The sequence below is a fragment of the Guggenheimella bovis genome, from assembly GCF_054492335.1.
In genome coordinates, this window is the sequence record NZ_JBQWTF010000001.1 from 257,577 (window position 1) to 282,788 (window position 25,212).

The window sequence follows — 25,212 nt, forward strand, 5'->3', positions numbered from 1 at the left end:
CTCTTTGTTATGATGATAAAAGCCCGTTCGCTATGCGAATGGGCTTTTTATTACTCTGTAATATGCAGGCTCTTTTTTAGAAGCTTTAAAGCGTCCTCGGGATGAGCCATGCTGAGTACGCCCAGCGATGCCATGATATAGTCATGGTCGAGATAAACTTTATAACCTTCCTTAGGAAAGAGTCGATCGCCATGGTTTTGTTTGTGAATGTCCTTAAGCATTTCGTCCATCTTAGGTAGTCTCGTAAGAGCACCACCTGTTCCGATGATGGTCTGCACAGCGCCTAAGTCTTTACCAATGGCTACTGCCTTATTTCCTGTCGTGTAGTAGAGCTTCTTAATGCCTCCTGCGTGGCGGTTGAGTGCTTCTACTGAAGCCACCTCGCAGAGGAAGCTCGCAAGCTTTACTTCTTCTTCGGTCTTAGGAATCGGTCCTAGATTTTGTACGCGTTCATTCAGTTCTTCTGGCGTCGAACCTAAGCGTGCCATGGCAATTTTTTCTGGAATCTCCTTAGCCACACCTAGTCTAGAAACGAAAAGACCAAGATCTCCTTCAACCGTTCGTTTGGCTCTGGGCTCTGGTTGAATTTGAATCTTTGAAATTTCTTCTAATCCGTCTGTTACAGAGTGGACGTCGGTCGTCGCACCACCTACGTCGATCGTGATGACATCGCCATAGGCTTTTTCGTAGAGTTCGGTGGCTAGCATGACGCTACCAGGTGTTGGGATGATGTTACCGGTGACGATTTCTCTCACCTTCTCCATTCCCATGGCTTCTGTAATGTGACGTTCAAAGACTTGTTGTATTATTTTTCGAGTCGGCTCGACGTTTAATTCATCGATCGACGGATAGACGTTTTCAGTAACAAAGAGCAAGTCGCTCTTTCCTGCCTCTTCGAACATGAGGCGAACTTCATCTTGATTTTGAATATTTCCTGCATAGATGACAGGAACATTTAGATCGAGTTTTAAGATTTCTTCTGCATTGTAGAGAGCAGTGTCTCTTTCACCAAAATCGACACCACCTGCTAATAGGATGATGTTCGGTTGGATTTCTTGAATGTGCTTTAGATCGGTTCTTCGAAGTTTACCGCTCGTGATAAAACGAATATTCGCTCCTGCACCGAGGGCTGCCTCTTTTGCGGCTTTTACCGTCATGTCGTGCACTAGACCGTGTACAGTCATTTTAAGGCCGCCAGCAGCCGAAGAGGTGGCAAACACCCCTTCGAAACTGCTGGGAACCTCAAATTGTTTGGAGAGATCACTGAGCGCGTTTTTAAGACCGATTGTCACATCACCTTCAAGAACTGTTGTTTCAGCTTGACCTCCACCTAAAAAGCGAACGTCATCCGTACCAAAGCCATCAAAGGCGTTGACGAGTGTTGTAGTGGAACCGATCTCAAAAACTATAATCATTTATTTTCTCTTTTCTCTCATTTTTTCTACGAGCATTGTAGCAACGTGGATTCCCTTTGAACCACGTCCAAATCCTGCATCCATACCTGCTTCAACAGCAAAGTTTGGAGTAACTTGTGTACCACCACTAGCGATGATGAGCTTGTCACGAACGCCTTTTTCGATTGCGTACTCGTGAACTTTCTTCATGTTCTTGTAGTGGATGTCGTCATGGCTGATGATCGCACTGATGAGGATACCATCTGCGTTCATTTCGATAGCAGCATCGACGAATTTCTCAACGGGAACACTCGTTCCGAGGTATTCAACTTCAATACCCCATTTTTCGATACCACCGTGTTTGATGTCGATGATTTCGCGGATACCAACGCTGTGTTCGTCGTTACCGATCGTACCAGCTACGACTTTGATCGGATGAGCCTTGATTTCTTCCCAGAGTTCTTCATTGCTTAAGATATGTGGTTCTTCTGGAATTTCAAGCTCTGTTACGTTTACATCTTCAGGTGTAACACCCTTCACTTGAACGCGTGTACCTTCAGATGGATGCATGACTTCAACAGAGATGACTTCTGCTTCTTCTAGGCCCATCTTTGTTGCAAATTCAAGACCTGCAACTTTTGCAACGTCTTTTGCAACAGGAAGGAACATGTCGATCGTAACCGTACCGTCAGCGAGCCATTCAACTTCAGGCTTAATGAGGTCTGTGTTACGATATTTTTCCTTCTCAGCCATACGTACGTTAACATTATCTTCTGGGTCGAGCTCATCGATGAAGATGATCTTCGAACGATCTTCAAATGTACATCCGCCAATGAGTTCACTTACGTTTTCAGGCGTCTTTCCGTACTGCTCGGTATTGTTGTAACCGAAGTGTGCAGTAACAGGAGCGAGATAGTTCTTCTCACGTTTGAAGACTGCGCCAGCGCCGATACCACCGTCGATCTTACGAGCGATACCGTCTCCGTTACGCTCTGGATATTTTCCGGAGTCAACGAACATACCGCGCTCAACAGCTTCAAAGTATCCGCCTTGTTCAATCATTTCTTCAAGGTAGAGGACTGCGCGCTCTTGGAGCTCGCGAACGGTTTCAGGTAGAATACCGTCTTTTTTAAGTTCGACCATGTCGAGGAGACCGTCTAAGCCAACGAGTGTTTGCTTGGCTGTGTCACATGCTTCGATGTTGTACATATGCCACGGAACGTTTCTTCCTTCGTCTGGTGTAATGGTCGATTGAATGTCAGCGCTTGTTAAGCGGCTGATCATCATGTTCATAACGTGTGTTACGGTAGCTTCACGTGAGGAGCTTGTAACGTATTTCGTGTTCATTTGAGCACGCATCTTGTAGCGGTCGAAGAATTCACGAAGTGCAACAGCGTATGGAAGGTCATAACGCATCGTTGGTAGTGGAGCTGCGGTTGGTGGAACGGTAGATAGAGAGATATTTGATGGTTTAATACCAACCTTCTCTGAGAAGAGGGAGTTGATACCGTGTTGAACCATGAGCTCTGGCATTACCTTCCAAGCTTCACGAGCTGTAGCGTTGGCATTGTGAGCACCGTCAATTTGGTTGATGTCTGCCCATGCCATAACCTTCTTACTTTCAGCAGCGTCTACAAAGCTACGAACCATGTTTACGTTACGATAGAGTACGTTGTATTGAGGGTCTTGGTGAGCGCCGTTAACGCCTTCTTCAGCAAACATAACTGCGATGTCTGGACCAGCGACACCAGAGATGTAGCTGTGGTAGTTAATCGGACGGCCAACTTCTTCCTCAATGATGTCGAGTGCTTTTCTGTGAGCACGAACTTGCTTACGGGAGATCGGAACACCACCGTTACCAGCAGGTGTACCTTCGATCAGTCCGTCGTAGTGGCTTTGACCAGCGGTACGAATAACCATGATGTGGTCAGCACCGTGCCAAGCAGCCATGCGCATACGACGAATATCGTCTTCAAAACGTCCAGAAGCGATTTCTGTCGTGATGACTTCGTTTGGTTGTGGATCGAGGTTTTCAAAGTATTGAACAGCAGCAGGAATTCCGATGGAATTCTTTAATGGCTCAGAGCACTCACGGTAGATATGTCCACCCATGTCTAGGTTTTCTACGTGCTTTCTCCATGTCCAGCCTCTGCGTTTTGGTTCGTATTTATCGAGATCTTTAAGAAGCTCTCTAATATCTAATTTCTTGTTTGGATCTAAGCTCATGCTATCTCTCCTTTTAGGATTTTTGCTGCGTCTTCCCAATACTTGCCCTCAATGAGTGCAAGACCCGCATCACGCGCTGAGAGACCCTTTTCGTTCATAACGACATAGACAACGTGTCCTACGCCGTATCCCATCAAGTTTCTTGCAATCGCTTCCGTAACAAGGCTTTGTGCCTCTAAGGAAGAGAAGCCCATACGAAGAAGAACACTTCTTTCGATGGATGGTGTGGTGTTTTCTTTTGCGAGTACCAGGAGTGGATCTACGATCTTTTCCACGTTCTCCCAGAAAAGAGCCTTAAGTTGTTCTTTTGAAAGACCCTTGAGGTGCTCTCTCCTCGTTTCAAAATCATCAGCTCTGGTAAATCCCTTCATTATTCCTCCATTACGCTCTTAATGAGCTCTTTGACTTGTGCTTCCTCAAGCTTTAGTTCTTGTTTTAAGAATTCCATCTCTAAAGCACTGAGTTCACGACCTTCGATCTTCGATTTTAGGTTCTTGACATAGCTTCTCTTGATTCTCATGAGATCGAGTGGCTTGGCCTTGATCATGGATGGATGTTCTGGAAGAATGATGTTCTTTCCAGGAACTTGATCCTCGATATCGCCAAAGCGTACGTCGATTCCATTGTCTCTTGCAAAAGAAAGCTGTGGATTTAAGTGCTTACCAGCGCCTGTATACTCGGTCTCTTGAACGAGGATGATTTCATCTTCCTTCATGGTTTGAGCGAGGCTAAAGGCAACAGCAAGCGATGTATTTCCTGCAGGACCACGTTCGAGTCCTTCTAGGTTAGCAAGTGCCTCCGTCATGTAGAATACTTCACCTTGTGTAACGGTGTAGTACTCGTCGACGTAACGGAGTGGACGAGCAGCACTTCTCGGAACGTCCGAGCGGTCTGGGTTTGTAGCAAATGGGATACCGAATCCCGTATGACCTGTCGTGAAGCTCTTCTTGTTGAAGTCGGTATCAGATGCCATATGGAGACCAGAGAGGTCAACACTTGCACCGACGATGCGTGTATTTACAGCTCCTGCTTTAATGAGTCCGCGAGCTGTACCAGTGAGGTTACCACCACCAGCGTTTGTCGCAACGACTACTTCAGGATCTTTGCCGTATTTTTCGCGCATATCCATAGCAATCTCATATCCTAGTGTCTCAACACCAGCGATACCAAATGGCGTATAGAGAGATGCGTTGAAGTAACCTGTGTCTTTAAGAAGTTGTAGGAAAGTTGTAAAGAGCTCTGGTCCTACTGTGAGCTGATAAACTTCAGCGCCGTAAGCTTCGCATGCTCTAGCCTTTTCTACGATTTCTGGTTGACCGACGTGATTTCCGTCAAAAGTCTCTTGAACGACGATGCACTTTAAGCCTTCTTTAGCAGCTAAAGAAGCAACACCTGCACCGTAGTTACCACTCGTTGCTGTAAGGATTCCCTTATAGCCAAGACGCTTTGCTTCATAGACGCTAATGGATGCACGGCGTGCCTTGAAGCTTCCAGATGGGTTTGTCGCCTCATCTTTAATCATGATGCGAGCGCCGTATCCCTTTGGAGCGAGTGATCTTGCGAGTTTTGTTAAGTTATAGAGCTCGATAATTCTCGTATTACCTACGAAGAAGTGAGATTGAATCTCTTGGAGCTCGCTGATTGAATAACCAGCTTCTTTCATCATGCGCTCGTAGTCGAATGCAATACCTTCTTGTTCGAAGGAATCGTAGTCGATACCGATCGCTTTTTTCATGATGTCATTTTTTTCGAGTAAAATTTGATCTGATTTAGTCATTGATCTCCTCCAATAAGGAACGCAACTGCTCATCAATGGCAATCAGTTCCGGAACGAGCTTACCGTAGTTTAACTCGTAAATCGGATTTACTTCGACGAGCGTTCCTTCTTGCTTTCTTCCGACAGCAGTGATGACAGTAACCGTGTCGCCGATTTCAGCGTCTTGTTGTAGTCTTCCCTTTGTCCAGAATTCAAGCGGAACTTTTTTGGTTTCTTCAGGTAAGTTCGTAGCACGCTCTTCTGGTTTTAAAGCGATGCCGTGAATTCTCACCCAGCTTCCTTTTTGAATCATGATTACTCCTCGATTAAGTCTCTCATGTCACCCATGATGGCACGTGGAACAGGTAGGTCTAACATTGTTCTGAGACCTGGACGAGCGTTGATTACGTGTGGGATCATGTTTACGACCATAGCGATCGTTCCGATTCCACCTTCAACCTCTGGGCTGTTAACCATGTTGATGGATGGGTTACCTTTAATGATAACGTAGTCACCTGTTTGTACGCCGACCATTTCAGGCTCGATTTGTTGTGGGTGATCCATTTCGATCTTCACTTCGCCGTCTACATAACCTTGAGCTGTCATAGCTACACCAGCAACTTGACCAGCCTTAGCAAAGCCGTATGGGCTCTTACGATCGATTTCTGTAACGATAGGTTTCATTTGTTGTTCGAATTTGTCGAGTTTCCAACCGATACCCTTTGCAATCATGTTGATGGATTCAGCAAATCCAACGTGACCGCTCATGGTTCCGTCTTCAACCTTCTTCTCGAATTCGCTAACTTCCATACCGATACCTTGCTCTTCCATTACGGTTGGTCCGAATGGTGAGAGGCTGTTTACACGGCGTGAAACGATATGCTCAACTTCTTCCATGCAGCCTGTGAAGATGAGTACTAAAAGGTCCATGATAAGTCCTGGGTTAATTCCTGTGCCGAGGACAGATACGCCGTTTTCTTTTGCTAAGCGATCGATTTCAGCAGCGAGTTCTGGAGATTGTGCTTGTGGGTAGCTCATTTCCTCTGCTGTTGTGATGACATTGATCTTTTGTTCAACGATCATCTTGATCTTGTCGAATGCGCCCTTTGTGAAGCTGTCTGTGCAAAGAAGAACGACATCTGCAGCGCCTTCTTTGATGACATCTTGAGGTGAACCGATTTTGACGTCTTGGTGCTCACCACGATCTACGCCTAGGTGCTCGTAGATGGATTTGCCTTGGTTGAACTTGTCAACAACGCCGACGATCTCAACGCCCTTCTTTTTGAGGAGCATTCTTGCCATGCCGGAGCCCATTGCTCCGAATCCGAAGATAATGACACGTACGTTTTGTTTCATGATATACCTCTTTCCTTGAGTTTGTCTTTATATAAGCAATTCTTGTGCCAGTTTAAGTTGCTCTAAACGTGTAGAATACAGACTAGATGCAAAATAATTTTCTTTTTTTCGAAAAATATTTTGCACTAGTGGGCTTTTTCTGACTCAAGAATGCTATATTTTTTTAGTTTATACTGTAAATTTTGTCTCGGTATCTTTAGACGCTTTGCAGTCCTTGAAATATTGGCGTTTTCCTTACCAAAAGCCGCTAAAATGACGTTCTTTTCAATGCGTTCAAGGTACTCGATGAGCGAAACGTCCTCATTGTATAGAGAAACGAGACGATCCTCGATCTCGATAAAGAAGTGGTTCGGCATGTCCTTGATCTCAAGCGGGCCGTCGTCTTCCTTAAGACTCACGGCACTTTCAATGAGGTGCTGAAGTTCACGCACGTTACCACGGTAGGTTTTAAGTTTCAAGCGCTTTAGAAGCTCGGAATCGATGCCTTCGATCGATTTTCCAAGCTTTTCCGAGTAGTAATCTAAGAAGTGAAATGCGAGCTCTTCAATGTCTCCTTCGCGCTCATTTAAACTCGGTAGGTCGACTCGCATGACATTTAGTCTATAGTAGAGGTCTCTTCGAAGCGTACCCGCTTCAACCTGTATCATAGGCGAAGAGTTCGTTGCGGCGATAATTCGAACGTCTACTTTCGTATCCTTCGTGCCTCCTACTCTACGGACAAAGCCTTCTTGAAGAACACGTAGAATCTTCGTCTGAAGGTTTAAACTCATGGAGTTAATTTCATCTAGAAAGAGCGTTCCCGTATGCGCTTGTTCAAAGAGTCCTTTGGTGTCGACTGCCCCTGTATAAGCGCCTTTTACCGTACCAAAGAGTAAGCTCTCTAAGAGGCTTTCTGTGAGGGATGCACAGTTGATCGCAACAAAGGGTCGCTTTGAGCGTTTGGAACCATTATGGATACTCTGGGCGATGAGCTCCTTACCTGTTCCCGTGTCACCGACGATGAGGACGGTCGCCTCGGTCTGGGCGCACTTCTTTGCGAGGTCTACGACCTTTTTCATGAGCATCGAACTACCTACGATGGAATCGAAAGTGTAGTAGTTTGGAAGATCTTCTCCAAGCTCTGCACTTTGAAGCTTATTGAGCTCCATCGATAGCTCTCTGACGTCACTGACGTTACTCGAAAGCTCGATCGCTCCACGGACCTTCCCTTCTACGATCACAGGAAAGGTCGTATTGAGAGCAGAGATCTTTCTTCCTTTTAGGTTCGTATAATCCTGCTGATGATTTTCTACGATTCTTCCATGCTCTAAGGCTTGTAGGAGCGTGGAGTTATTGACGCTCATCCTTGGAAAGAGGTCACTAATGGGCTTTCCTAAGACCTCCTGTGGATTTAAGCCCTCGATGTCTTCCATCGCCTTGTTATAAGCGAGTGTAAGCCCGTTTTCATCGACGATGTGGACGCCTTCTTCCATGTTGTCTAATAATATCTGTAATATTTTTCTTAAAACCTTCGTCTGCATAAGCCACCTCATGACCATTATAGCAAAACGCAAAGAATTTTGCACTCTCTCTTTTCTGCACTTCGTCTATAATGGAGATGGGAGGTTTTTTATGAAAAAATGGATGGCTACGGGCCTCGTCATTTTGCTCTTACTCACAGGCTGTACCGATCTTTTAGAACGAGACAGCATCTTTAGCGAAAAGACAAACGAGCCCAAAAAAGTCAAAGAAAAAGAAACGACAGAACCTGAGGTACAGACCGAGGAACCTGCAATCGCTCCGATTGTCCATGAGATTCCCTTGGCACCTTTTGAAAAGAATAAAGCCTTTGGAACAGAAGGATTGCACTTTATCACGACGAAGACGGGCTTAAGAAGCTTCGATCCGTCGTCCATCGCCCCTGTTCCCTTAAAGGATGTGACGACGACCTCAGTCGTGAATAAATTTAATAGCTTATCGGACGAATACGCTCCGACAGACCTCGTGGAAATTAAAACGAACAGTACAAGGACGTTAGAGCTACGTAAGGAAGCGGCAGAAGCTTGGACGAGGCTTGAAAAGGATGCATCCGATCAAGGGCTTACCATTGTCGTCGTAAGTGCCTATAGAACCAAAGAGTACCAACAGACGCTTTATGAAAACTATCAAAAGAAGAATAAAGTGAACGCTGTCCTCTACTCTGCTTATCCTAGAAGAAGCGAACACGAAATGGGGCTTGCCTTAGACCTCGGCTACAAGGACAGTCTCCCTGATCACTTTTTCGATCATCCAGAAGGAATCTTTTTAAGAGACAACGCTCATAAGTATGGATTTATCCTTCGCTACCCCGAAGGAAAAGAAGAGATCACAGGCTATGCGTATGAATCGTGGCACTACCGCTATGTAGGAGAAAAGCTTGCAAAAGAGCTAAAAGAAAAAAATATTACGCTCGAAGAGTACTACAAATTAGAGGCTGAAAAGATCTTAGAAAAGGATCTCACAGCGCTCGGTACGATCGAGATCGTTACAGATGATTTAAACGTTCGAACGTCTCCCGATACACAGTCAACAATCTTAGGGAAACTAAAAAAAGGCGATTCTATGAGGTACTACGAGCATCAGGGTGATTGGATCAAAATCTTCTTTAAAGAAGAACCCGCCTGGATTCACTCCAAGTACGTAAATTTTAGAAAGTAGGAAAAACATGTTTTTCTTTCTCATCTTAATGATCATCTCCATGAGTCTCTTCTCTGCCGTTCCAGATGCGGTTACAGATATTGCTCCCTCGAACTCTATCGATAAGGCAGGCTATGAGGTTCTCGTCACACTAAAAGACCAAGACTGGAGCAAGCTTGAAACGCTAACAAGTTCCAAGGGCATTCGCTTTAGCCCCTACTCCTACGTGACAGAAAGCGACATTGTCTTAAAACCAGCGGACTTTACCAAGGAAGACATCCTCACTTGGGGTTCTTACGACGGATCTGGTGAACCGATGAAACTGAGTTTTTCCGACTACTACAAGGAATTTATCTACGATCACGACTATCTCACTGCCCCGGTTGTGAATGTGAATGACTTCACGGGACAGGGAAATACGACCAATAATATTAAGAGTTTCTACCCTAACGCGACGACGATCGAGTATCACTTTAAAGGTTTTAATGAAGAGTATGCAGGAATCGACTGGTCGAGCCTCATCCTCGTCTTTGAACAAGAAAAAGGTACCTACAAGCTCGTCGCCATCGTTCATAACGCTTGGACCATTTAAAAAAGGAGATTCTTTCGAATCTCCTTTACTCTTTTCTTAGTGGGAAGCTCTTCGTTAGGTCGTGAACTTCTTTTGTAATTTCTTCTACCGGTCTCTTTTTCATGAGGGCATCGTCCATGAGCTTTGCGATCTTTACGATATCCTCTTCGACCATTCCACGACTAGTAACAGCAGCCGTTCCAATGCGGATTCCACTCGTAACGAATGGACTTTCCGTCTCATTGGGAACGGTATTTTTATTGACTGTAATGTCGACTTCTCCTAAAAGCTTTTGTGCTTCTTTTCCTGTAAGTCCCTTACTTCTAAGGTCAACGAGGAAGAGATGGTTATCTGTTCCACCGCTAACGACCTTATAGCCGTTTTTCATAAATTCTTCGGCCAGGGTCTTCGTGTTCTTTAAGACTTGCTCCATATAGGATTTAAAGCTTGGATCCTTTGCTTCTAAGAAAGCGACGGCTTTAGCAGCGATGATGTGCTCTAAGGGGCCGCCTTGACTTCCCGGGAAAAGTGCTTTATCGATGGCTTTCGCATGAACCTCTTTACAGAGGATTGCACCACCACGGGGTCCACGAAGTGTCTTATGCGTCGTCGTCGTAACGACATCAGCGTAAGGCACAGGTGATGGGTGAAGTCCCGTCGCAACGAGACCTGCAATGTGAGCCATGTCGACTAAGAGATACGCTCCGACTTCGTCTGCAATCTCACGGAAACGCTTAAAATCGATTATTCGACAGTAAGCACTTCCTCCAGCTACGATGAGTTTCGGTTGCACCTCTTTAGCGCGAGCTAAAAGTGCATCGTAGTCGATGATTCCTTCTTCGTTTACTCCGTAGCTATCAAAGTGATAGAATTGTCCGCTGAAGTTGACTGGAGAACCGTGTGTCAGGTGTCCACCCTCAGTGAGGTCCATTCCTAGGACTTTATCGCCTGGTTGTAATAGCGCAAGGTAAGCTGCCATGTTGGCTTGTGAGCCAGAGTGCGGTTGAACGTTTGCATGCTCTGCTTGAAAGAGATCCTTTAAGCGGTCGATGGCGAGTTGTTCAACTTCGTCTACGACCTTACAGCCACCGTAGTAGCGTTTCTTTGGATATCCTTCTGCATATTTGTTCGTTAAGATGGACCCTGCAGCTTCAAGGACGGCTTCACTTACGACGTTCTCTGACGCAATGAGCTCTAATCCTAAAAGCTGACGTTCTTCCTCCTTCTTTATTAGGGCAAATAAAGAGGGATCTTTTTCAGCTAATTTCATCGAACCTCCTTTGGTTTCTTGCATTGAATTTGTATAGCTTCAGGATCTACTGATCCTAGAACTCGGGCAGAAAAGCGGTTATTTTTATTGATGTCCTTCTGGCGTGCTTTGAGCCATAGAAAGTATAGGACTACTCCTAAAAAACCGATTAAAAATCCTAAGAGCTCTCGCTTTAAGATGACATTCCCTATGAAAATGCCTAGTAGCATAATGAGAAGTGGCACACCGTAGACGAGAAGACTAATAGCATTTAACTCTGCTGCGCCGATGTCTACTTCTACCCAGGAGCCTACTGGATAACTCACATCGCTCACAGCTTGTAGTTCCATCTCCTCCTGACCTTTAGCGCATTGCTTGCAGCCATCACAGCCGCTTTCTTGAATGGTTCGAAGAGTCAGAATATTTCCTTCTGTAGCGATTACTCTTGCTCGGACAGACATGGCACTCCTTTCGTTTGAATGTGAAGCTCGTCGAGTTGAATTGTTTCGATCGTTCCGGGAGCGTCACTCATAAGGTCGGTCGCTTGAAGTGTCTTCGGGAAAGCGACGACGTCTCGAATGCTATCGGTATCAGCTAAAATCATCGCAAGTCGGTCTAAGCCGTATGCGATGCCACCGTGAGGCGGAGTACCGTACTTTAAGGCATCGATGAAGAAGCCAAAGCGTTCCTTGGCGCTCTCTGGAGTGAATCCTAGGAGCTCAAAGATCTTAGATTGTAATCCACTGTCGTGAATACGAATGGAACCACTCGCTAACTCATAACCGTTAATAACGGTATCGTAGCAGTTGGCCATGACTTTACCGAGGTCTCCAGAGTAAAGGTAGGGAATGTCCTCTTCCTTAGGAGCTGTAAAGGGGTGATGCTGTGCAATGTATTGGCCTGACTCCTCGTCGTACTCAAAGGCAGGGAAATCGACAACCCAAAGAGCATCGATGCGTTTAGGATCATAGAGTTCCTTTTCCTTTGCGATGTAGTTACGAAGGTTTCCTAAAACAGTTAGAGCTGTCTTCTTCTTATCACTAACAAAGAAGTAGATTCCCTTCTTTCCTTCAGCCATTTCTCTTAACGAAGTGATCTCATCTTCTGATAAGAATTTTTGAATGGATCCTGACACTTCATCGTCAATGATGACGTGCGCAAGACCCTTCGCTCCATATGTCTTAGCTTGGTTTTCGAGGTTCTTGAGTTCCTTTTTAGAGAAAGGATTCTCTCCCTCTACAAAGATGCCACGAACTGTTCCACCCTCTTCAATGGTTGAGCGGAAGAGGTTGAAACCACTTGCTGTAAAGAGCTCATCGAAGTTTTGAATGAGAAGTCCAAAGCGCGTATCAGGCTTATCGGTACCGTAGCGCTCCATAGCATCGAGGTACTTAATTCGTGGAAGCGGAAGAGTGAGTTCGACTCCCTTGATCTCTTTAAAGACGCGTTGAAGCATGCGTTCACTGACATCGAGTACATCCTCTTGTGTGACGAAGCTGTACTCCGTGTCGAGTTGAGTGAACTCCGGCTGACGGTCAGCACGTAGGTCTTCGTCTCTAAAGCAACGAGCAATCTGGAAGTAGCGGTCAGCCCCACCGATCATTAAGAGCTGCTTAAAGATTTGAGGACTCTGAGGAAGTGCATAGAAGTGACCTGGTGAGAGTCTCGCAGGTACGAGATAGTCTCTCGCTCCTTCTGGTGTCGGCTTACATAGAATTGGCGTTTCAAATTCAATAAAGCCTTCTTCGATATAGAAGTTACGAATGACGTTATTCATCTTAGAGCGCATACGTAGGATGTCGAGCTTCGATTTCTTTCTCAAATCGAGATAGCGATATTTCAAGCGAAGCTCTTCCTTGGCTGTATCATCATCACTAATAAAGATAGGTGGCACTTCGCTTTCCGAGTGAACGATGAGCTTCTTTACAAGTAATTCGACATCACCCGTAGGAAGTGTAGCGTTCTTAGCACTTCGTTCTGCTACCTCTCCCTCTACCGTGATGACGAATTCACGACCTAAAGATGATGCTTTTTCGTAGATTTCTGGATCGGTCTCTTCGTTAAAGACGAGTTGCATCATTCCTTCTCGGTCTCTGAGGTCAACGAAAATGAGACTTCCTAAGTTTCTCTTCTTTTGAACCCAACCAGCGAGCACGACAGTTTCTCCGACATGCTCAATTCTCATGAGACCTGCATAATGAGTTCTCTTTAGTTGTTCTGCCATTATTTTCCTACTTTCTCTAGGAGCTCTTCAAAACTTACGAGCTCTTGACTCGAATGCTCTAAATCTTTGAGCATGTATTTCCCTTGTTTCTTTTCTTCTTCACCGATGAGTACGAGGTAGCGGAAAAGCGATTTATCAGCGTGCTTTAATGCTGCTTTCATGCTCTTTGAGGTGACTTCTAGCTCAACTCGTAGCTTTTCATTTCTTAGTTTCTTTACAAGTTCTATCGCATCATCTCTTTCGTTATCAGAAAGGTTTAATACGTAAATGCCACTACGTTCATCAAAAGTCGGAAGATTTCCTTTTGCCTCTCTCGCAAGCACCAAGCGGTCCATACCCATGCCAAAGCCGATTCCAGGCATCACAGGGCCACCGAGTTGTTCGACGAGTCCATCGTAGCGACCGCCGCCACAGACGGTATCTTGTGCACCGAGTGGTTTGTATTTAAATTCAAAGGCCGTCTTCTGGTAATAGTCGAGACCACGAACGATACTAGGATCTACGACGTATTTCACATCGAGTAGGTCGAGCGCATGTTTCACGCCTTCAAAGTGCTCCTTACACTCGTCACAGAGGTAATCGAGCATGACTGGGTGACCTTTGATCATTTCCTGATCCTCTGGAATCTTACAGTCAATCACGCGAAGAGGATTCTTCTCGTAGCGCTCCTGACAGTCGTGACAAAGCTTTTCGACTTTATCGGCTAAAAAGCTCTTTAGTGCTTCATTAAAGACGGGTCTACACTTAGGGCAACCGATCGAGTTGATCGAAAGCACCACGTCGTCAAGGCCATTTTCTTTTAAAATGGAATAAGCAAGGCTAATGACTTCAGCGTCTGTAAAGGGATCAGTAGATCCGAAGACCTCTACGCCAAATTGCGTAAACTCACGGAAGCGGCCAGCTTGAGGACGCTCGTTTCTAAAGTTTGAACCGAGATAAAAGAGCTTGGTTGGTTGTCTAAGTGCATAGAGCTTATTTTCAATGAAGCTTCGAACGACCGAAGCTGTTCCTTCGGGGCGAAGAGTCAAGCCTTCCTTTTTAAGGTCGTAGCTTCCTTCTTTGTATTTTTCTAGGTTCGCTGCACTAATGACGCGAAACATCTCTTTTTTTACGACGTCTGTCGTTTCACCCACCCCGCGTTCAAAGAGCTCTGTCTTTTCAAACATGGGAAAACGAATTTCTTCAAAGCCAAAGCGCTTGGCCGTATGGATACATGCTTCTTCAATCAGTCTCGTCACTCTCGCCTGTTCTGGTAAAAAGTCTCTCGTTCCTTTTGGTTTTTGTAGCATCCCCTGCTCCTTTCAGAATATAAAAAACTCGTCCCTATTTAGGGACGAGTTAACCCGCGTTGCCACCCTAGTTGACCAAATGGTCCACTTCATTATTTTCTGCATTTTTTGAAGATGTCTTCGGAATTAGCTTCTTAGCTCCTTGCACCAACCGGAACCTCTCTATGAAGTCACTAAAACGTACTCCTTCTTCGCAGATCTAAGATTATTTTACTCGAATCGTTTTTCTTCGTCAAGTTATTTACGATAGAGATCAAGAAGCCAAGTGGGTCTTGGAACATCTTCTGTAAACACTCGGTTTTGCCACGATTCATCGTCATAGCGCTCCTTTTCAAAGAGCTCATAGTAGCTATAGACAGGGCCTCTCGTTACGACCGGTTCCCCATTTTCTCCAGGAACAATCGCATAGATCACGTGTGCAGGTCCAATGGCTTCACTTAAAACGACATACTGGTTCGAGACTACGTCCTTCACATTTCCAATGTCTGCTACAAGTGCCATGTTTCGAGCAGAGCGGTCTTCTAGGTGGAACCAGCTGTCGTCTTTTAGGTCAAATTCGATGGAAATCGCTTCCATCGCTCCACCGATGTAGCGAAGATAGAGGTTATCTTCTTTGGAAAGGGGTTCGCCCTGAAGCTCTATTTCACTTATGCGGTGAAGGTTTGAAACGATCTCTTCTAGAGGTGTTACGAGATCCTTCACGTCATCATAGATGTTGTACTTTTGAAGCACATCGCGAGTAAGAACGAGAAGGTTCGTAAGCTTTTGATAAAAGAGGATATTCGGTTCTACGTAGCTCGTAGAAAGCATCTCAACGGGCTCTCCATCACCACCTAACTCTGCCATCAAAGGCTCTCCGTAGAGGACGGTGTCGTGCTTTAGCTGACTGTAGCTACCTAAGGCACTATTGAGTTCCTTTTTAGCCCAAGCTTTACTTTGCATAAAGCTTGGATAGCCTTCTGGATAGCTCTTACCGAAGTCTCTTAAGAAGTCGAGCCAGCCCTCATAGAGGTTTAAGTCCTTATTAAAGTAGTTGTCGATGTTCTTCGGTGCATCCGCGATGACTTTATCGTAGTCTTTGACCTCTTTTGAACGGATGTCAAAGGCTTCCTTTGATCCAAAGGCTGAGAATACGTCGAGTGCCGACGGTACGCCTGGATGCTCTGGATTTAAAAGCTTTTCTGCGATCGAAGTTAAGATATCGATATCCAAAGTATAGCGATTACCCATGAAGCGGTACTGCTGATCGGAATCGTCCTGTGGCGTTTGAACATGCACGTAGCCGAGTTTAGGCTTTCTAAGCTTTGGAAGGACGTTAAAGAAGCTTTCTGCATCCTTTTCAGTCCAGGATTCGATGTCTCCATTAGGAAGTGCCGCTTTTAAATCCTCATGATTTAGATCATCACTATCGCCCACGAAAGCGCGTGTAATCTCGTAGTTTTTCATCCAAAGGGAGAGTGCTTCCTCGTCCTCTAAAAGCGTCTTTGCGATGATGAGACTCATCATGGCATTCTCTTTTAAAGGCTTCTTCTCTTTGTAGTACATCATGGCATTTGTGCCATACCAGCTTTGAGCTCTAAAGTAGTTCTTTAAGATTTCAGAGCGGTTGTAGTGACCTCTGACCTTAAAGAAAGAATAGTCAAGGTCCTTCCCCATTAAAGGAGAAACAGCCATCTCCTCGGCTTCGATGTTTTGAATTTCTTTTTCTACCACAGAACGAAGTTCGGGATCTTCTGGTAGAGGGTTGGACTCATTTAAAAAGTAACGTGGTACGCTAAAGTAGCAGAGTGCACGGTCAACTTCCTTTTTCACAAAGGAATTGGTGACCTTCGTTCTTAGCGTTTCGAGGTCTTTTACCATGGTCTCTGTAATGGTCATAAGGTCGGTCGCAAGATGCGTATGCTCAATCTCTCGTAAGAGTGCATCAAAGTAGATGTGATAGAGATGCATCACAGAGTCTACTGTGACAAAGGAACCGATCCCTAGGTAGTCGTTATTTTCATAGATAAACCAGGGCTGCTCGTAGTTACTTTTTACAAAGACAAAGCCATTTTCTGAAAGCTTTCCGAGATCCTCTTTCGTTAGTGGTGCCTCCCCATCTTTTAGGCGCTCCATCACAGCACTTAAATTCTTGACGTTTGAGAGGTCCTTTTTTACAGGATCCATCTTGACGTCGGCTTTTTCTACTTGGACCTTTTCTGGTTCCATGGTTTGAAGTTCTGTCTCATTCGTCTCTTCTCGAATAGGTTCCGTGCTCTTTACCGCAGGAGTCGACTGACATGCTGTAGAAAACGCGAAAACAAATATGAGTAATAAAGCGATGATCTTCTTCATATTTCCCCCTTTTCTTTACCTGTAGATTACAACGACTGTCGGTATTAATCAAGCAAATTAACACGATTTTGACTTATTTGTCGTCTATATTGATAATTTTACCATCCTTAGTCGTGAGGACGAGATGCTCATAGGCAAAATCTTCATAGGGGCCGTAGCGCTTTATGAGGTAAAAGCCAAAGCCACGCCAGTCATAGATACTTAGGACATATTTTCCATCTTCTGTCCTCTCCTTTACGACGGGTCTTGTCTTTTCGGAAAATGAAACGGTCCAGAAGTCTTCTAAAGGAAGTGATGTCCTCGAGGCTCGAAAGAGCGGAAGGATGTCACCGTTTTTATAGGTGTAATAGAAAAGCCTCTTTGCCATCACCTGATGGTAGGGGCTCTTTTTAAAGACTCCGAGTCCTAGGTCTAATGTTCCATTGTGGTCGATATCACCACTTGTAACCTTCCAAATGTTTAAATCCTCTACGTTTCTTTGGACGAAGGTAACCCCGTCATTAATGATCATTCTTTTAGGAGAAAAGCGCGTAAAAAGGAGAAGCTCAACTTTTCCATCCTGGTCTAGATCGAAAAGAAAGGCGCTTCGAAAAGTGATCAAAGAGATCACTAAAAGAAGCGCGAAAGGAATCATTTTTTTCATCTCACCTTAACCTCGCTAAAAAGGAATCGACACGTCTCTTATTAAAGAGGAGTCGAATACATCCAAAGAGTAAGAGTCCTACGATCGCACCGATGCCATTGGATAGCACGTCCGTGACATCGACGACACGTGTATACGGGTCACTTACGTAATGAAGTGCAAATTGGACCGCTTCAATGGCAACGCCAATGAGAGGTACGAAGAGGTGATGAATGGGTTTTAAGCGGTGTACGACCGGAAAAAAGAACCCAAACGGTATGGTGAGCAGGATATTTAGTATAAAGGTGCTTTTTACAAAGTAGCGAAAGAGCTCGGTCTCTACGAATAGCGAAGGGTTTACAGCTCCTGGAATCTTAAAGTGAATCGGTAAAAGCGTTACGCTTGAGACGAGTGCCAAATAGAGAAAGTAAAAGCTCCATACGAAAAGGTAGGAACCACTACGCTTTCTCTTAAGAAAGAGGCATACAAAGTAAACCCCTAGTGCGACATAGACGAGGTTGTTGTGATCGATCGTCATTATTCGGCAAAGATCTCAACGAGGCGAAGCAAGACCTCTACGCTCTTCACCATGCTCTCGACCGAGATGAACTCGTAGCGACCGTGGTAGTTTTCTCCACCCGTAAAGAGGTTTGGACAAGGTAGACCCTTATAGGATAACTGCGCACCATCGGTTCCACCACGAATCGGCTGAATAATGGGCTCGACATCACATGCTTCCATAGCGCGTTTTGCACGGTCGATGAGATACATCACAGGTTCGATCTTTTCACGCATGTTGTAATAGCTATCTTTCATGGTAAGCGTTAAGATCTCTTTTCCTAGCTCTTCATTTCTCTCTTTTACGAGCTTTTCTACGAGGGCTTTTTTCTCTTCAAAAAGCTTATGATCATGGTCTCTAATGATGTAGCTTAAATCAGCTTCTTCTTCTGTTCCTTGTAGGCTCGTCAAGTGAATGAAGCCTTCATAGCCCTCTGTCTTTTCTGGAACCATGTCTTTGGGAAGTCTCGTATGGAATTCAGCGGCGAGACTTACGGCGTTAATCATCTTATCCTTGGCACTACCTGGGTGTACATTTCTTCCCTGTACGTGAATGCGAGCGCTTGCTGCGTTAAAGTTTTCGTATTCGAGTTCTCCTACAGGTCCGCCATCCACAGTATATGCGACATCTGCTCCAAAGGCTTCGACGTCGAAGCATTCCGTGCCTCTACCGATCTCTTCATCCGGTGTAAAGGCGATACGGATTCTCGGGTGCTTTACTTCAGGGTGCTTTACGAGATACTCGATGACAGTCATGATTTCAGCAATACCTGCTTTGTCGTCAGCTCCGAGTAGTGTGAGACCATTCGTATGAATGAGTGTCTCTCCTACGTAATTTTTTAGCATCGGGAAGTCTGCGACCTTCATCACGATGTTTTCTTCTTCGTTTAAAACGAGATCTCCGCCTTCGTAAAGGGTTACGATCGGCTCAACGTTTTCACTGTTAAAGTCTGCTGTATCTAAGTGTGCTAGAAGACCTAAAGTCTCTCTTTCTTCTTCTAGATTACTAGGAAGAGTTGCAAATAAGTAGCAATGCTCATCTAAGGTCACTTCTAAACCGAGTGCCTTGAGTTCATCTCTTAATAGCTTCGCAAGGACAAATTGTCTCTCTGTAGATGGTGTCGTTTCACTCATCTCATCGGAGCGCGTATTGATTTTTGCATAGCGTATGAATTTATTCTGTACGTCTTTCATAAAAGTTCCTCCTAAGTAGTCATTTTACCACAAATTCGCTATAATGATTTCGGAGGAGCAATGACAAATCAAACAGCACATGAATTTATTCGCCTGGCCCTTCGCACAGGTGAATTGTTACTTATAAACGGTGCCGAAACATACCGTGTTGAAGAGACGATGGACCGCATGTGTCTATCGAGAGGCGTCGATAAGGCCGATGCCTTTGTAACGCCTACGGGCCTCTTCTTTTCGATCGAAATGGGAAACGAGACGCTTACAAAGGTTCGTCGAATCAAGCGAGCTGCCATCGATCTCGATATCATCGAAGAACTGAATGACTTCGCGAGAAAGTTCTCTGCAAGCGACATGTCGATTGAAGAAGCAAACTTAGAACTCGATCGCATTTCACAAATTAAACACTTTCCAGAAAACCTCGAAGTGATCGCAGGTGGCTTTACGTGCGCATCCTTTTCGATGCTCTTTGGAGCGAGCTTTTACGATCTTCCCCTAGCCTTTATCACAGGCTGCTTCTTAAGAATCTTTTTAATTAAGATTCGATCCTTTACCTTTGGCTTCTTTTTAGACTTACTCCTCGGTAGTTTCCTATTCACGCTCTTTATCTACCTTGGAACGCACATCTTTCCTCACATCAATACGCACGCCGTAACGATCGGCATGATCATGCAGATGGTTCCTGGAGTAGCGATTACGATGAGTATTCGAGATACGCTTACAGGCGACTTTCTTTCAGGTGTCTCCCGGCTCAATGAAGCCGTCTTTATCGCCCTTGCCATCGCCTTTGGTGTCGGTGTTGGCCTCTTAGCGATTCAAATGATGGGAGGAATATTATGATCATCTTAAGCATCAGTGCTTTTATCGGTACCTTTGCCGTAGCGATTCTCTATAACATCCGTAAACGCCACCTCTTTGTCACTGCACTCGTAGGAGGCGTCACCTTCTTTATCTATCTCTTTTTAAAGAAGCTTACAAATAGTGAATACGTCTCGATCTTCTTTACCTCGTCCATCATAGGAATCTCCGGCGAAGTGCTCGCTCGCGTGTACCGCTGCCCTTCGACGGTCTTTGTAATCCCAGCGATTATCTGTCTCGTACCAGGAGCAGGAATGTATTATACGATGCTCTCTTTAACGAATAAGGCCTTTCAAGAGACGGCTTCCTTTGGTACACAGACCGTTTTTTCTGCGATCAGTATCGCCTGTGGACTGTCACTTGCCCTAGCCCTTCGTAGGATCATAAAAAAATGGCGTATTGATACGCCAAAGAATTAATTACTCGCTTTTAAATTTCGTTCGAAGATCGCTAAGATCTGCTGTCTTCTGCGTTCTCTCTGTTCGAGCCAGAGCGTCGGTTCCTTGACGCTCTGCACGCGGTAGAGGATATCTCCTACGATGAATTTACTCGTAGCAGCAGAGCCGACACTTAATATCTCATGACGGTCTTCCATCATGCGAATATTGTAAATACAAGGAGTATTCCCCTTCTCATAACCGACATTCTCGCCATGGGCGAGAATATTTTTTTGCCTGTAAATGTAATAAGGATGGTATCCATGCTCTTTAAGGAGTACTCTTCCTTCATCGAGCATCCTCGTCACATCCTTTTCTAAGAGCTCTTCGTCGACGAGTTTCGAGCCTCTCTTTTTACTGAGGTCATGAACGGTGATGTTCGAGGGATTCATTGCGATGAGTCTTTTTAGGCTATCCATGTAGCTTTCATAGGTCTCTTCTGGTAGACCTGCGATGAGGTCACTATTTACGACAATCCCCTTTTCTTCAAAGTGCCTAATGATCTGCTCGAGGTCGCCTTTTAGTTCTCGGTGAACGGCGAGTTGCACTTTCTCAGTTAAAGTCTGTGGGTTAACGCAAACTCTACTGGCTCTCTCTAAGAGGTCAAACTTATCGTGAAAGCTATCGATTCGACCGGCTTCTATGGTGTATTCTACTAAGCTTTCTCTGGGAAAATGAGCTTCTAAGACATCGAGAAGTTCTTTTAAGTATTCCTTTTCTAGGCTTGTAGGAGTACCACCACCGATGTAAAGGATATCGACCTCTCGACCAAAGCGATCGGCACATTCTTTGACGTAATCGATGTCAGAAATGAGCTCATCGAGGTAGCGTTTCGAAAGTTTTTTTGTGACAGGTCTCGTATGGAAGTTACAGTAAGAGCAGATGGAAGGACAGAAAGGAACACTGACGTAGAGCGAAAGCTTCTCCTGATCTTTTAGATAGATGGGACGCTGATGATGAGCGATCTCTAAGAGAAAATCGGTCTTTTTTTCACTTACGAGAATCTCTTCAACAAGCACTCGTTTAATCTCTTCGTCTGAAAATCCTTCATCAAGTCGTTTATGAATCTGCTTTAAGGGCCTGACTCCTGAAAGCGTTCCCCACTCACTCTTTGCTCGGCTCAATGTCTCTAGGTACAAAAAGAGCTCCTTGAGCTCTTCGTCTTTCGTAAAAAGAATGAGTTTATCGCGGTGAATGAGTCGGGTCATGTTACAGATGAAATCGGGATCGTCATCTGTGAGTACAAGATCCGTATAGAACGCCTCAAAGACCATCTTTATTCGAAGGTTCATGCGTTCATCGTCTATAAGTAACTTGGTCATTACATTCTCACAAAGGGATTCGTGCGTCGCTCTTCATCGATCGTCGTTTCAGGACCGTGTCCTGGAAAGACGGGGAGATTTTTTAAGGTGTAGAGCTTAGAACGGATAGAGTTAAAGATCATGCTCTCAGAACCACCGTAGAGGTCGTAGCGACCGATACCTGATTGAAAGAGGGTGTCTCCACTAAAGAGCTCTCCGTCTATGATAAAGCATACGCTTCCTTGCGTATGACCTGGCGTATGGAGAACTTGAATCTTAAAGTCGTCGATCGTAAGCATGCCTTCTCCAAAGGTCTCGGCGTTTTCCACGGTATAGCTCTGTCGAAAGATCATTAAAGCGCCGTTTTTATCGGAGTCCTCAAGTAGCTCAAGATCGTTCTCATGAACGTAGACAGGACAGTTCCATTCCTCACGATATTCATTCACGCCCATAATGTGATCGCTGTGACCATGGGTTAAAAGAATGGCAACGACCTCAAGACCTTCCGTCTTAAGGTATTCATCGAGTGCCTTAATTCTCTCACCGGGATCGATGACGAGCGCTTTTTTCCCGTGAGAAAGGACATAGACATTTACACCCATTAAGCGTGTTCGAAAGCGTTTATTCATTAAAATCCTCGCTTGCTGTCGAGTAATATGGTGACAGGACCATCGTTTAAAAGGCTCACTTGCATGTCGGCACCAAAGGAGCCGCGCTTTACCGTGTGACCTAAAGCTTCAATCTTTTCGCAGACTAGTTCATAGAGTTTTAATCCGAGCTCTGGTCTTGCAGCTTCTATAAAGGAAGGTCTTCTTCCCTTTCTCGCATCGCCATAAAGCGTAAATTGACTAATGATCTGAATGGAACCTTGAACGTCTTTTACCGTGAGGTTCATCTTCTCTTCCTCATCTTCAAAGATCCTTAGTTCCGGTATTTTTTTGATCATGTATTCAGCATCTTCTTCCGTGTCGTCGACACTGACACCGAGTAAGACCATGAGACCGACTCCGATCTCACTGATGAGTTCCTGATCCACTTCAATTTTTGAGTACTTCACGCGCTGTACGACAGCTCTCATAATCTCTGTACCTCGTGAACACCACTTAAGGCTCTTAGCTTACGTTCCATCTCTTGAAGGTCTTCAGTGTCGTGAACATCGAAGGTTACGACGATGGTCGCAAGCTGGTTATTATTGACCTTGGCATTTAAGCCTCGAATGGTGCTAGATTGGTTATTAATCGTATTTGTAATATTCGTAAGAAGGCCTGGTCGATCACTTCCTACGATCTTTAACGTCGCTTGATAGAATTTCGTTCGATCGTCGTCCCAGTGCACTTGGATAAAGCGCTCGTTCTTTTCATCGTCGGGATTAAAGTTCGTACAGTTACTGCGGTGAACAGTAATACCGCTACCACGCGTGATAAAGCCTATAATCTGATCGCCTGGGATGGGATTACAGCACTTTGCCCGACGAATGAGCATGTCGGTAGAGCCTTGAACGACAAAGCCAGAACTCGAGTTATCGTGTTTAACAGGCTTAACGACTTTCTTTTCTTCTTCAGGGATGAACTCCTGACGAATGGTCGGCATAATCTGCCTTAAATCCATGTCTCCATAGCCGATAGAAGCATAGATGTGATCCATGGTCTTACTCGTAAGCTTATCGAGGAGCTCTTTCGTGATCTTTTCCGTCATGACTTGCTTTAAGCTCAGTTGATACTTCGAAAGTTCTCGCTCTAAGATGTCTTTTCCCTTTTCAATATTTTCAGTGACATTTTGTTTCTTAAAGTAGGCACGAATCTTGTTTTTCGCCTGAGAGCTCTTAACAAAACTTAGCCAGTCGCGACTGGGGCCATTTAAGCTCTTGGTCGTTAAGATCTCTACGATATCGCCGATCTTTAAGGTGTAGTTTAGTGGGACGATGCGTCCATTGACCTTCGCTCCCACGCAGTGGTTACCGACATCGGTATGAATCTTATAGGCAAAGTCAACGGGCGTTCCGCCATCGGGAAGTTCGATGACATTTCCTTTGGGCGTAAAGACGTAGACGTGAGAATTAAAGAGGTCCATCTTGATGCTATCGATGAACTCGGTTGGATTCTCAAGCTCTCTTTGCCATTCCATGAGCTGGTTCACCCAATTCATGTCGATTTCTGAGCCCTTTTCTTTGTATTTCCAGTGAGCAGCGATACCGTATTCAGCAACTCTGTGCATCTCTTCTGTACGGATTTGAACCTCAAAGGTTTCGCCATTTTCTCCGAGAAGCGTCGTATGAAGCGACTGATACATGTTAGGTTTAGGCATCGCGATGTAGTCTTTAAATCGACCTGGAATCGGTTTCCACTTGCTGTGAATAATACCTAAGGCAGCATAGCAAAGGGGAATTTCCGAAACGATGACACGAATCGCTGTGAGGTCGTGAATCTCTTCAAAGGCATACTTCTTAACAGTCATTTTTCGGTAGATGCTGTAGAGGTTTTTCGGTCTTCCATAGATCGTATGGGCGATGCCAGATTCATTGAGAGACTCTGAGATCTTTGTCATGATGGTCTTAAGATCCTGCTCTCTTTCACGACGCTTTCTATCGACCTTGGCGACGAGCTCACGGTATTTTTCTGGTTCTTTATAAAGGAATGCCAGGTCTTCAAGTTCCCACTTGAGCCTATAGATACCTAAGCGATGCGCTAAAGGAACGTAGATTTCTAGCGTCTCATCGGCTTTAATGATCTTGGTCGCATCGCTCTTGTACTTTAAGGTACGCATGTTGTGAAGGCGGTCAGCAAGCTTAACGAGGATGACTCGAATGTCCTTACTCATGGCAAGAAGCATTTTTCTAAAGTTCTCTGCTTGCTCGACGACCTTGGATTCGTAGTGCATCTTTTCGATCTTCGTAACACCATCTACGATGTTTGCAACCTCTGCTCCAAAGAGCTCAAAGATCATGGGAACGGTCGCAAAGGTGTCCTCTACGACGTCGTGAAGAAGACCTGCGATGATCGTATCTTCATCTAGATCGAGTTCAGCTAAAATAAGTGCAACCTGAATAGGGTGCGTCACATAGGGCTCACCCGATTGGCGAAATTGTCCTTCGTGTGCTTTCGAAGCATACTCAAAGGCCAACTTCATACGTTCTCGATTGTAGCTTAAGTGGAGCGCGTCTAGGTGCTCCAGAAACTCTTCTAGTTCCATAACGC

Annotated in this window: 23 protein-coding genes; 4 read left to right on the forward strand and 19 right to left on the reverse strand. The window is 45.0% G+C overall.

The genetic code is table 11. The features are described 5' to 3' along the window. Positions 1 to 50 precede the first annotated feature (50 nt). The 7 genes from ACUB3H_RS01405 to ACUB3H_RS01435 form a co-directional block, all read right to left on the reverse strand. On the reverse strand, positions 51 to 1,415 hold the full coding sequence (locus ACUB3H_RS01405; protein WP_459128865.1) for a GlmL-related ornithine degradation protein: 1,365 nt from the start codon (positions 1,413 to 1,415) through the stop codon (positions 51 to 53). After that, positions 1,416 to 3,620 carry a D-ornithine 4,5-aminomutase subunit OraE gene (gene oraE / locus ACUB3H_RS01410; protein WP_459128866.1) on the reverse strand — a complete coding sequence of 735 codons (2,205 nt, stop codon included), beginning with the start codon at positions 3,618 to 3,620 and terminating at the stop codon, positions 1,416 to 1,418. It abuts the gene before it with no gap. Further along, positions 3,617 to 3,991, reverse strand: coding sequence for a D-ornithine 4,5-aminomutase subunit OraS (gene oraS / locus ACUB3H_RS01415; RefSeq protein WP_459128867.1), 375 nt, complete (start codon positions 3,989 to 3,991; stop codon positions 3,617 to 3,619). The genes oraE and oraS overlap by 4 nt, the downstream gene beginning before the upstream one ends. Continuing rightward, a complete protein-coding gene (gene ortB, locus ACUB3H_RS01420) occupies positions 3,991 to 5,397 on the reverse strand; it encodes a 2-amino-4-oxopentanoate thiolase subunit OrtB (protein WP_459128868.1) in 1,407 nt (468 codons plus the stop codon). Before ortB ends, oraS begins: the two co-directional genes overlap by 1 nt. Further along, the gene (ortA, locus tag ACUB3H_RS01425) at positions 5,390 to 5,689 is read right to left on the reverse strand and encodes a 2-amino-4-oxopentanoate thiolase subunit OrtA (protein WP_459128869.1); all 300 of its coding nucleotides are present in this window, start codon (positions 5,687 to 5,689) and stop codon (positions 5,390 to 5,392) included. Before ortA ends, ortB begins: the two co-directional genes overlap by 8 nt. 2 nt (positions 5,690 to 5,691) lie before the next feature. Further along, positions 5,692 to 6,732: a 2,4-diaminopentanoate dehydrogenase gene (ord, locus tag ACUB3H_RS01430; protein ID WP_459128870.1), complete on the reverse strand. Its 1,041-nt coding sequence runs from the start codon at positions 6,730 to 6,732 to the stop codon at positions 5,692 to 5,694. A 125-nt stretch (positions 6,733 to 6,857) separates the two neighbouring features. Then, positions 6,858 to 8,252 carry a sigma-54 interaction domain-containing protein gene (locus ACUB3H_RS01435; RefSeq protein WP_459128871.1) on the reverse strand — a complete coding sequence of 465 codons (1,395 nt, stop codon included), beginning with the start codon at positions 8,250 to 8,252 and terminating at the stop codon, positions 6,858 to 6,860. Positions 8,253 to 8,343: 91 nt separating this feature from the next. On the opposite strand from ACUB3H_RS01435, the gene ACUB3H_RS01440 reads away from it, so the two are divergent. Next, positions 8,344 to 9,408, forward strand: a complete 1,065-nt coding sequence (locus ACUB3H_RS01440; protein WP_459128872.1) for a D-alanyl-D-alanine carboxypeptidase family protein — start codon at positions 8,344 to 8,346, stop codon at positions 9,406 to 9,408. A gap of 7 nt (positions 9,409 to 9,415) precedes the next feature. Beyond that, positions 9,416 to 9,979: a hypothetical protein gene (locus ACUB3H_RS01445; RefSeq protein ID WP_459128873.1), complete on the forward strand. Its 564-nt coding sequence runs from the start codon at positions 9,416 to 9,418 to the stop codon at positions 9,977 to 9,979. A 25-nt stretch (positions 9,980 to 10,004) separates the two neighbouring features. On the opposite strand, the gene glyA is transcribed toward ACUB3H_RS01445, so the two are convergent. The 8 genes from glyA to pepT all read right to left on the reverse strand — a co-directional run bounded on the left by glyA (position 10,005) and on the right by pepT (position 19,428). Then, entirely contained in the window at positions 10,005 to 11,228 is a 1,224-nt protein-coding gene (gene glyA / locus ACUB3H_RS01450) for a serine hydroxymethyltransferase (RefSeq protein ID WP_459128874.1), read from the reverse strand. After that, entirely contained in the window at positions 11,225 to 11,668 is a 444-nt protein-coding gene (locus tag ACUB3H_RS01455; protein ID WP_459128875.1) for a SoxR reducing system RseC family protein, read from the reverse strand. The genes glyA and ACUB3H_RS01455 overlap by 4 nt, the downstream gene beginning before the upstream one ends. After that, the gene (gene aspS / locus ACUB3H_RS01460) at positions 11,647 to 13,431 is read right to left on the reverse strand and encodes an aspartate--tRNA ligase (protein WP_459128876.1); all 1,785 of its coding nucleotides are present in this window, start codon (positions 13,429 to 13,431) and stop codon (positions 11,647 to 11,649) included. The genes ACUB3H_RS01455 and aspS overlap by 22 nt, the downstream gene beginning before the upstream one ends. Continuing rightward, on the reverse strand, positions 13,431 to 14,720 hold the full coding sequence (gene hisS, locus ACUB3H_RS01465) for a histidine--tRNA ligase (RefSeq protein WP_459128877.1): 1,290 nt from the start codon (positions 14,718 to 14,720) through the stop codon (positions 13,431 to 13,433). The genes aspS and hisS overlap by 1 nt, the downstream gene beginning before the upstream one ends. A gap of 237 nt (positions 14,721 to 14,957) precedes the next feature. Next, positions 14,958 to 17,054 (reverse strand): DUF3160 domain-containing protein, encoded by a 2,097-nt coding sequence (locus ACUB3H_RS01470; protein ID WP_459128878.1) that lies wholly within the window; start codon positions 17,052 to 17,054, stop codon positions 14,958 to 14,960. 73 nt (positions 17,055 to 17,127) lie between these two features. Beyond that, positions 17,128 to 17,697, reverse strand: a complete 570-nt coding sequence (locus tag ACUB3H_RS01475) for an FG-GAP repeat domain-containing protein (protein ID WP_459128879.1) — start codon at positions 17,695 to 17,697, stop codon at positions 17,128 to 17,130. 1 nt (position 17,698) lies between these two features. Continuing rightward, on the reverse strand, positions 17,699 to 18,214 hold the full coding sequence (locus ACUB3H_RS01480; RefSeq protein ID WP_459128880.1) for a VanZ family protein: 516 nt from the start codon (positions 18,212 to 18,214) through the stop codon (positions 17,699 to 17,701). Continuing rightward, positions 18,214 to 19,428, reverse strand: a complete 1,215-nt coding sequence (pepT, locus tag ACUB3H_RS01485; protein ID WP_459128881.1) for a peptidase T — start codon at positions 19,426 to 19,428, stop codon at positions 18,214 to 18,216. Before pepT ends, ACUB3H_RS01480 begins: the two co-directional genes overlap by 1 nt. Before the next feature lie 60 nt (positions 19,429 to 19,488). Between pepT and ACUB3H_RS01490 the strand changes: the two genes are divergently transcribed. Further along, a complete protein-coding gene (locus ACUB3H_RS01490; RefSeq protein WP_459128882.1) occupies positions 19,489 to 20,262 on the forward strand; it encodes a threonine/serine exporter family protein in 774 nt (257 codons plus the stop codon). After that, entirely contained in the window at positions 20,259 to 20,699 is a 441-nt protein-coding gene (locus ACUB3H_RS01495; RefSeq protein WP_459128883.1) for a threonine/serine exporter family protein, read from the forward strand. Before ACUB3H_RS01490 ends, ACUB3H_RS01495 begins: the two co-directional genes overlap by 4 nt. Here ACUB3H_RS01495 and hemZ read toward each other — a convergent pair. The 4 genes from hemZ to ACUB3H_RS01515 are packed head-to-tail and all read right to left on the reverse strand — an operon-like array spanning position 20,696 to position 25,207. Further along, a complete protein-coding gene (gene hemZ / locus ACUB3H_RS01500; protein ID WP_459128884.1) occupies positions 20,696 to 22,039 on the reverse strand; it encodes a coproporphyrinogen dehydrogenase HemZ in 1,344 nt (447 codons plus the stop codon). The two genes, ACUB3H_RS01495 and hemZ, sit on opposite strands and share 4 nt — an antisense overlap. After that, positions 22,039 to 22,647: an MBL fold metallo-hydrolase gene (locus tag ACUB3H_RS01505; protein WP_459128885.1), complete on the reverse strand. Its 609-nt coding sequence runs from the start codon at positions 22,645 to 22,647 to the stop codon at positions 22,039 to 22,041. Before ACUB3H_RS01505 ends, hemZ begins: the two co-directional genes overlap by 1 nt. Next, complete coding sequence (gene dtd, locus ACUB3H_RS01510) at positions 22,647 to 23,096, reverse strand: D-aminoacyl-tRNA deacylase (RefSeq protein WP_459128886.1); 450 nt, start codon at positions 23,094 to 23,096, stop codon at positions 22,647 to 22,649. Before dtd ends, ACUB3H_RS01505 begins: the two co-directional genes overlap by 1 nt. After that, positions 23,093 to 25,207: a RelA/SpoT family protein gene (locus tag ACUB3H_RS01515; protein ID WP_459128887.1), complete on the reverse strand. Its 2,115-nt coding sequence runs from the start codon at positions 25,205 to 25,207 to the stop codon at positions 23,093 to 23,095. The genes dtd and ACUB3H_RS01515 overlap by 4 nt, the downstream gene beginning before the upstream one ends. Between the last annotated feature and the right edge of the window lie 5 nt (positions 25,208 to 25,212).

Excerpts from the sequence above, each read along its gene's own strand:
- ACUB3H_RS01480 (WP_459128880.1), bottom strand. The coding sequence starts at position 18,214 with ATGACGATCGATCACAACAACCTCGTCTATGTCGCACTAGGGGTTTAC.
- dtd (WP_459128886.1), bottom strand. The coding sequence starts at position 23,096 with ATGAGAGCTGTCGTACAGCGCGTGAAGTACTCAAAAATTGAAGTGGAT.
- ACUB3H_RS01515 (WP_459128887.1), bottom strand. The coding sequence starts at position 25,207 with ATGGAACTAGAAGAGTTTCTGGAGCACCTAGACGCGCTCCACTTAAGC.
- ACUB3H_RS01495 (WP_459128883.1), top strand. The coding sequence starts at position 20,259 with ATGATCATCTTAAGCATCAGTGCTTTTATCGGTACCTTTGCCGTAGCG.
- ACUB3H_RS01455 (WP_459128875.1), bottom strand. The coding sequence starts at position 11,668 with ATGTCTGTCCGAGCAAGAGTAATCGCTACAGAAGGAAATATTCTGACT.
- aspS (WP_459128876.1), bottom strand. The coding sequence starts at position 13,431 with ATGGCAGAACAACTAAAGAGAACTCATTATGCAGGTCTCATGAGAATT.
- glyA (WP_459128874.1), bottom strand. The coding sequence starts at position 11,228 with ATGAAATTAGCTGAAAAAGATCCCTCTTTATTTGCCCTAATAAAGAAG.
- ACUB3H_RS01440 (WP_459128872.1), top strand. The coding sequence starts at position 8,344 with ATGAAAAAATGGATGGCTACGGGCCTCGTCATTTTGCTCTTACTCACA.
- ord (WP_459128870.1), bottom strand. The coding sequence starts at position 6,732 with ATGAAACAAAACGTACGTGTCATTATCTTCGGATTCGGAGCAATGGGC.
- ACUB3H_RS01445 (WP_459128873.1), top strand. The coding sequence starts at position 9,416 with ATGTTTTTCTTTCTCATCTTAATGATCATCTCCATGAGTCTCTTCTCT.
- ACUB3H_RS01475 (WP_459128879.1), bottom strand. The coding sequence starts at position 17,697 with ATGAAAAAAATGATTCCTTTCGCGCTTCTTTTAGTGATCTCTTTGATC.
- ACUB3H_RS01505 (WP_459128885.1), bottom strand. The coding sequence starts at position 22,647 with ATGAATAAACGCTTTCGAACACGCTTAATGGGTGTAAATGTCTATGTC.
- oraS (WP_459128867.1), bottom strand. The coding sequence starts at position 3,991 with ATGAAGGGATTTACCAGAGCTGATGATTTTGAAACGAGGAGAGAGCAC.
- hisS (WP_459128877.1), bottom strand. The coding sequence starts at position 14,720 with ATGCTACAAAAACCAAAAGGAACGAGAGACTTTTTACCAGAACAGGCG.
- ACUB3H_RS01490 (WP_459128882.1), top strand. The coding sequence starts at position 19,489 with ATGACAAATCAAACAGCACATGAATTTATTCGCCTGGCCCTTCGCACA.
- oraE (WP_459128866.1), bottom strand. The coding sequence starts at position 3,620 with ATGAGCTTAGATCCAAACAAGAAATTAGATATTAGAGAGCTTCTTAAA.
- ortA (WP_459128869.1), bottom strand. The coding sequence starts at position 5,689 with ATGATTCAAAAAGGAAGCTGGGTGAGAATTCACGGCATCGCTTTAAAA.
- hemZ (WP_459128884.1), bottom strand. The coding sequence starts at position 22,039 with ATGACCAAGTTACTTATAGACGATGAACGCATGAACCTTCGAATAAAG.
- ACUB3H_RS01405 (WP_459128865.1), bottom strand. The coding sequence starts at position 1,415 with ATGATTATAGTTTTTGAGATCGGTTCCACTACAACACTCGTCAACGCC.
- ortB (WP_459128868.1), bottom strand. The coding sequence starts at position 5,397 with ATGACTAAATCAGATCAAATTTTACTCGAAAAAAATGACATCATGAAA.
- ACUB3H_RS01470 (WP_459128878.1), bottom strand. The coding sequence starts at position 17,054 with ATGAAGAAGATCATCGCTTTATTACTCATATTTGTTTTCGCGTTTTCT.
- pepT (WP_459128881.1), bottom strand. The coding sequence starts at position 19,428 with ATGAAAGACGTACAGAATAAATTCATACGCTATGCAAAAATCAATACG.
- ACUB3H_RS01435 (WP_459128871.1), bottom strand. The coding sequence starts at position 8,252 with ATGCAGACGAAGGTTTTAAGAAAAATATTACAGATATTATTAGACAAC.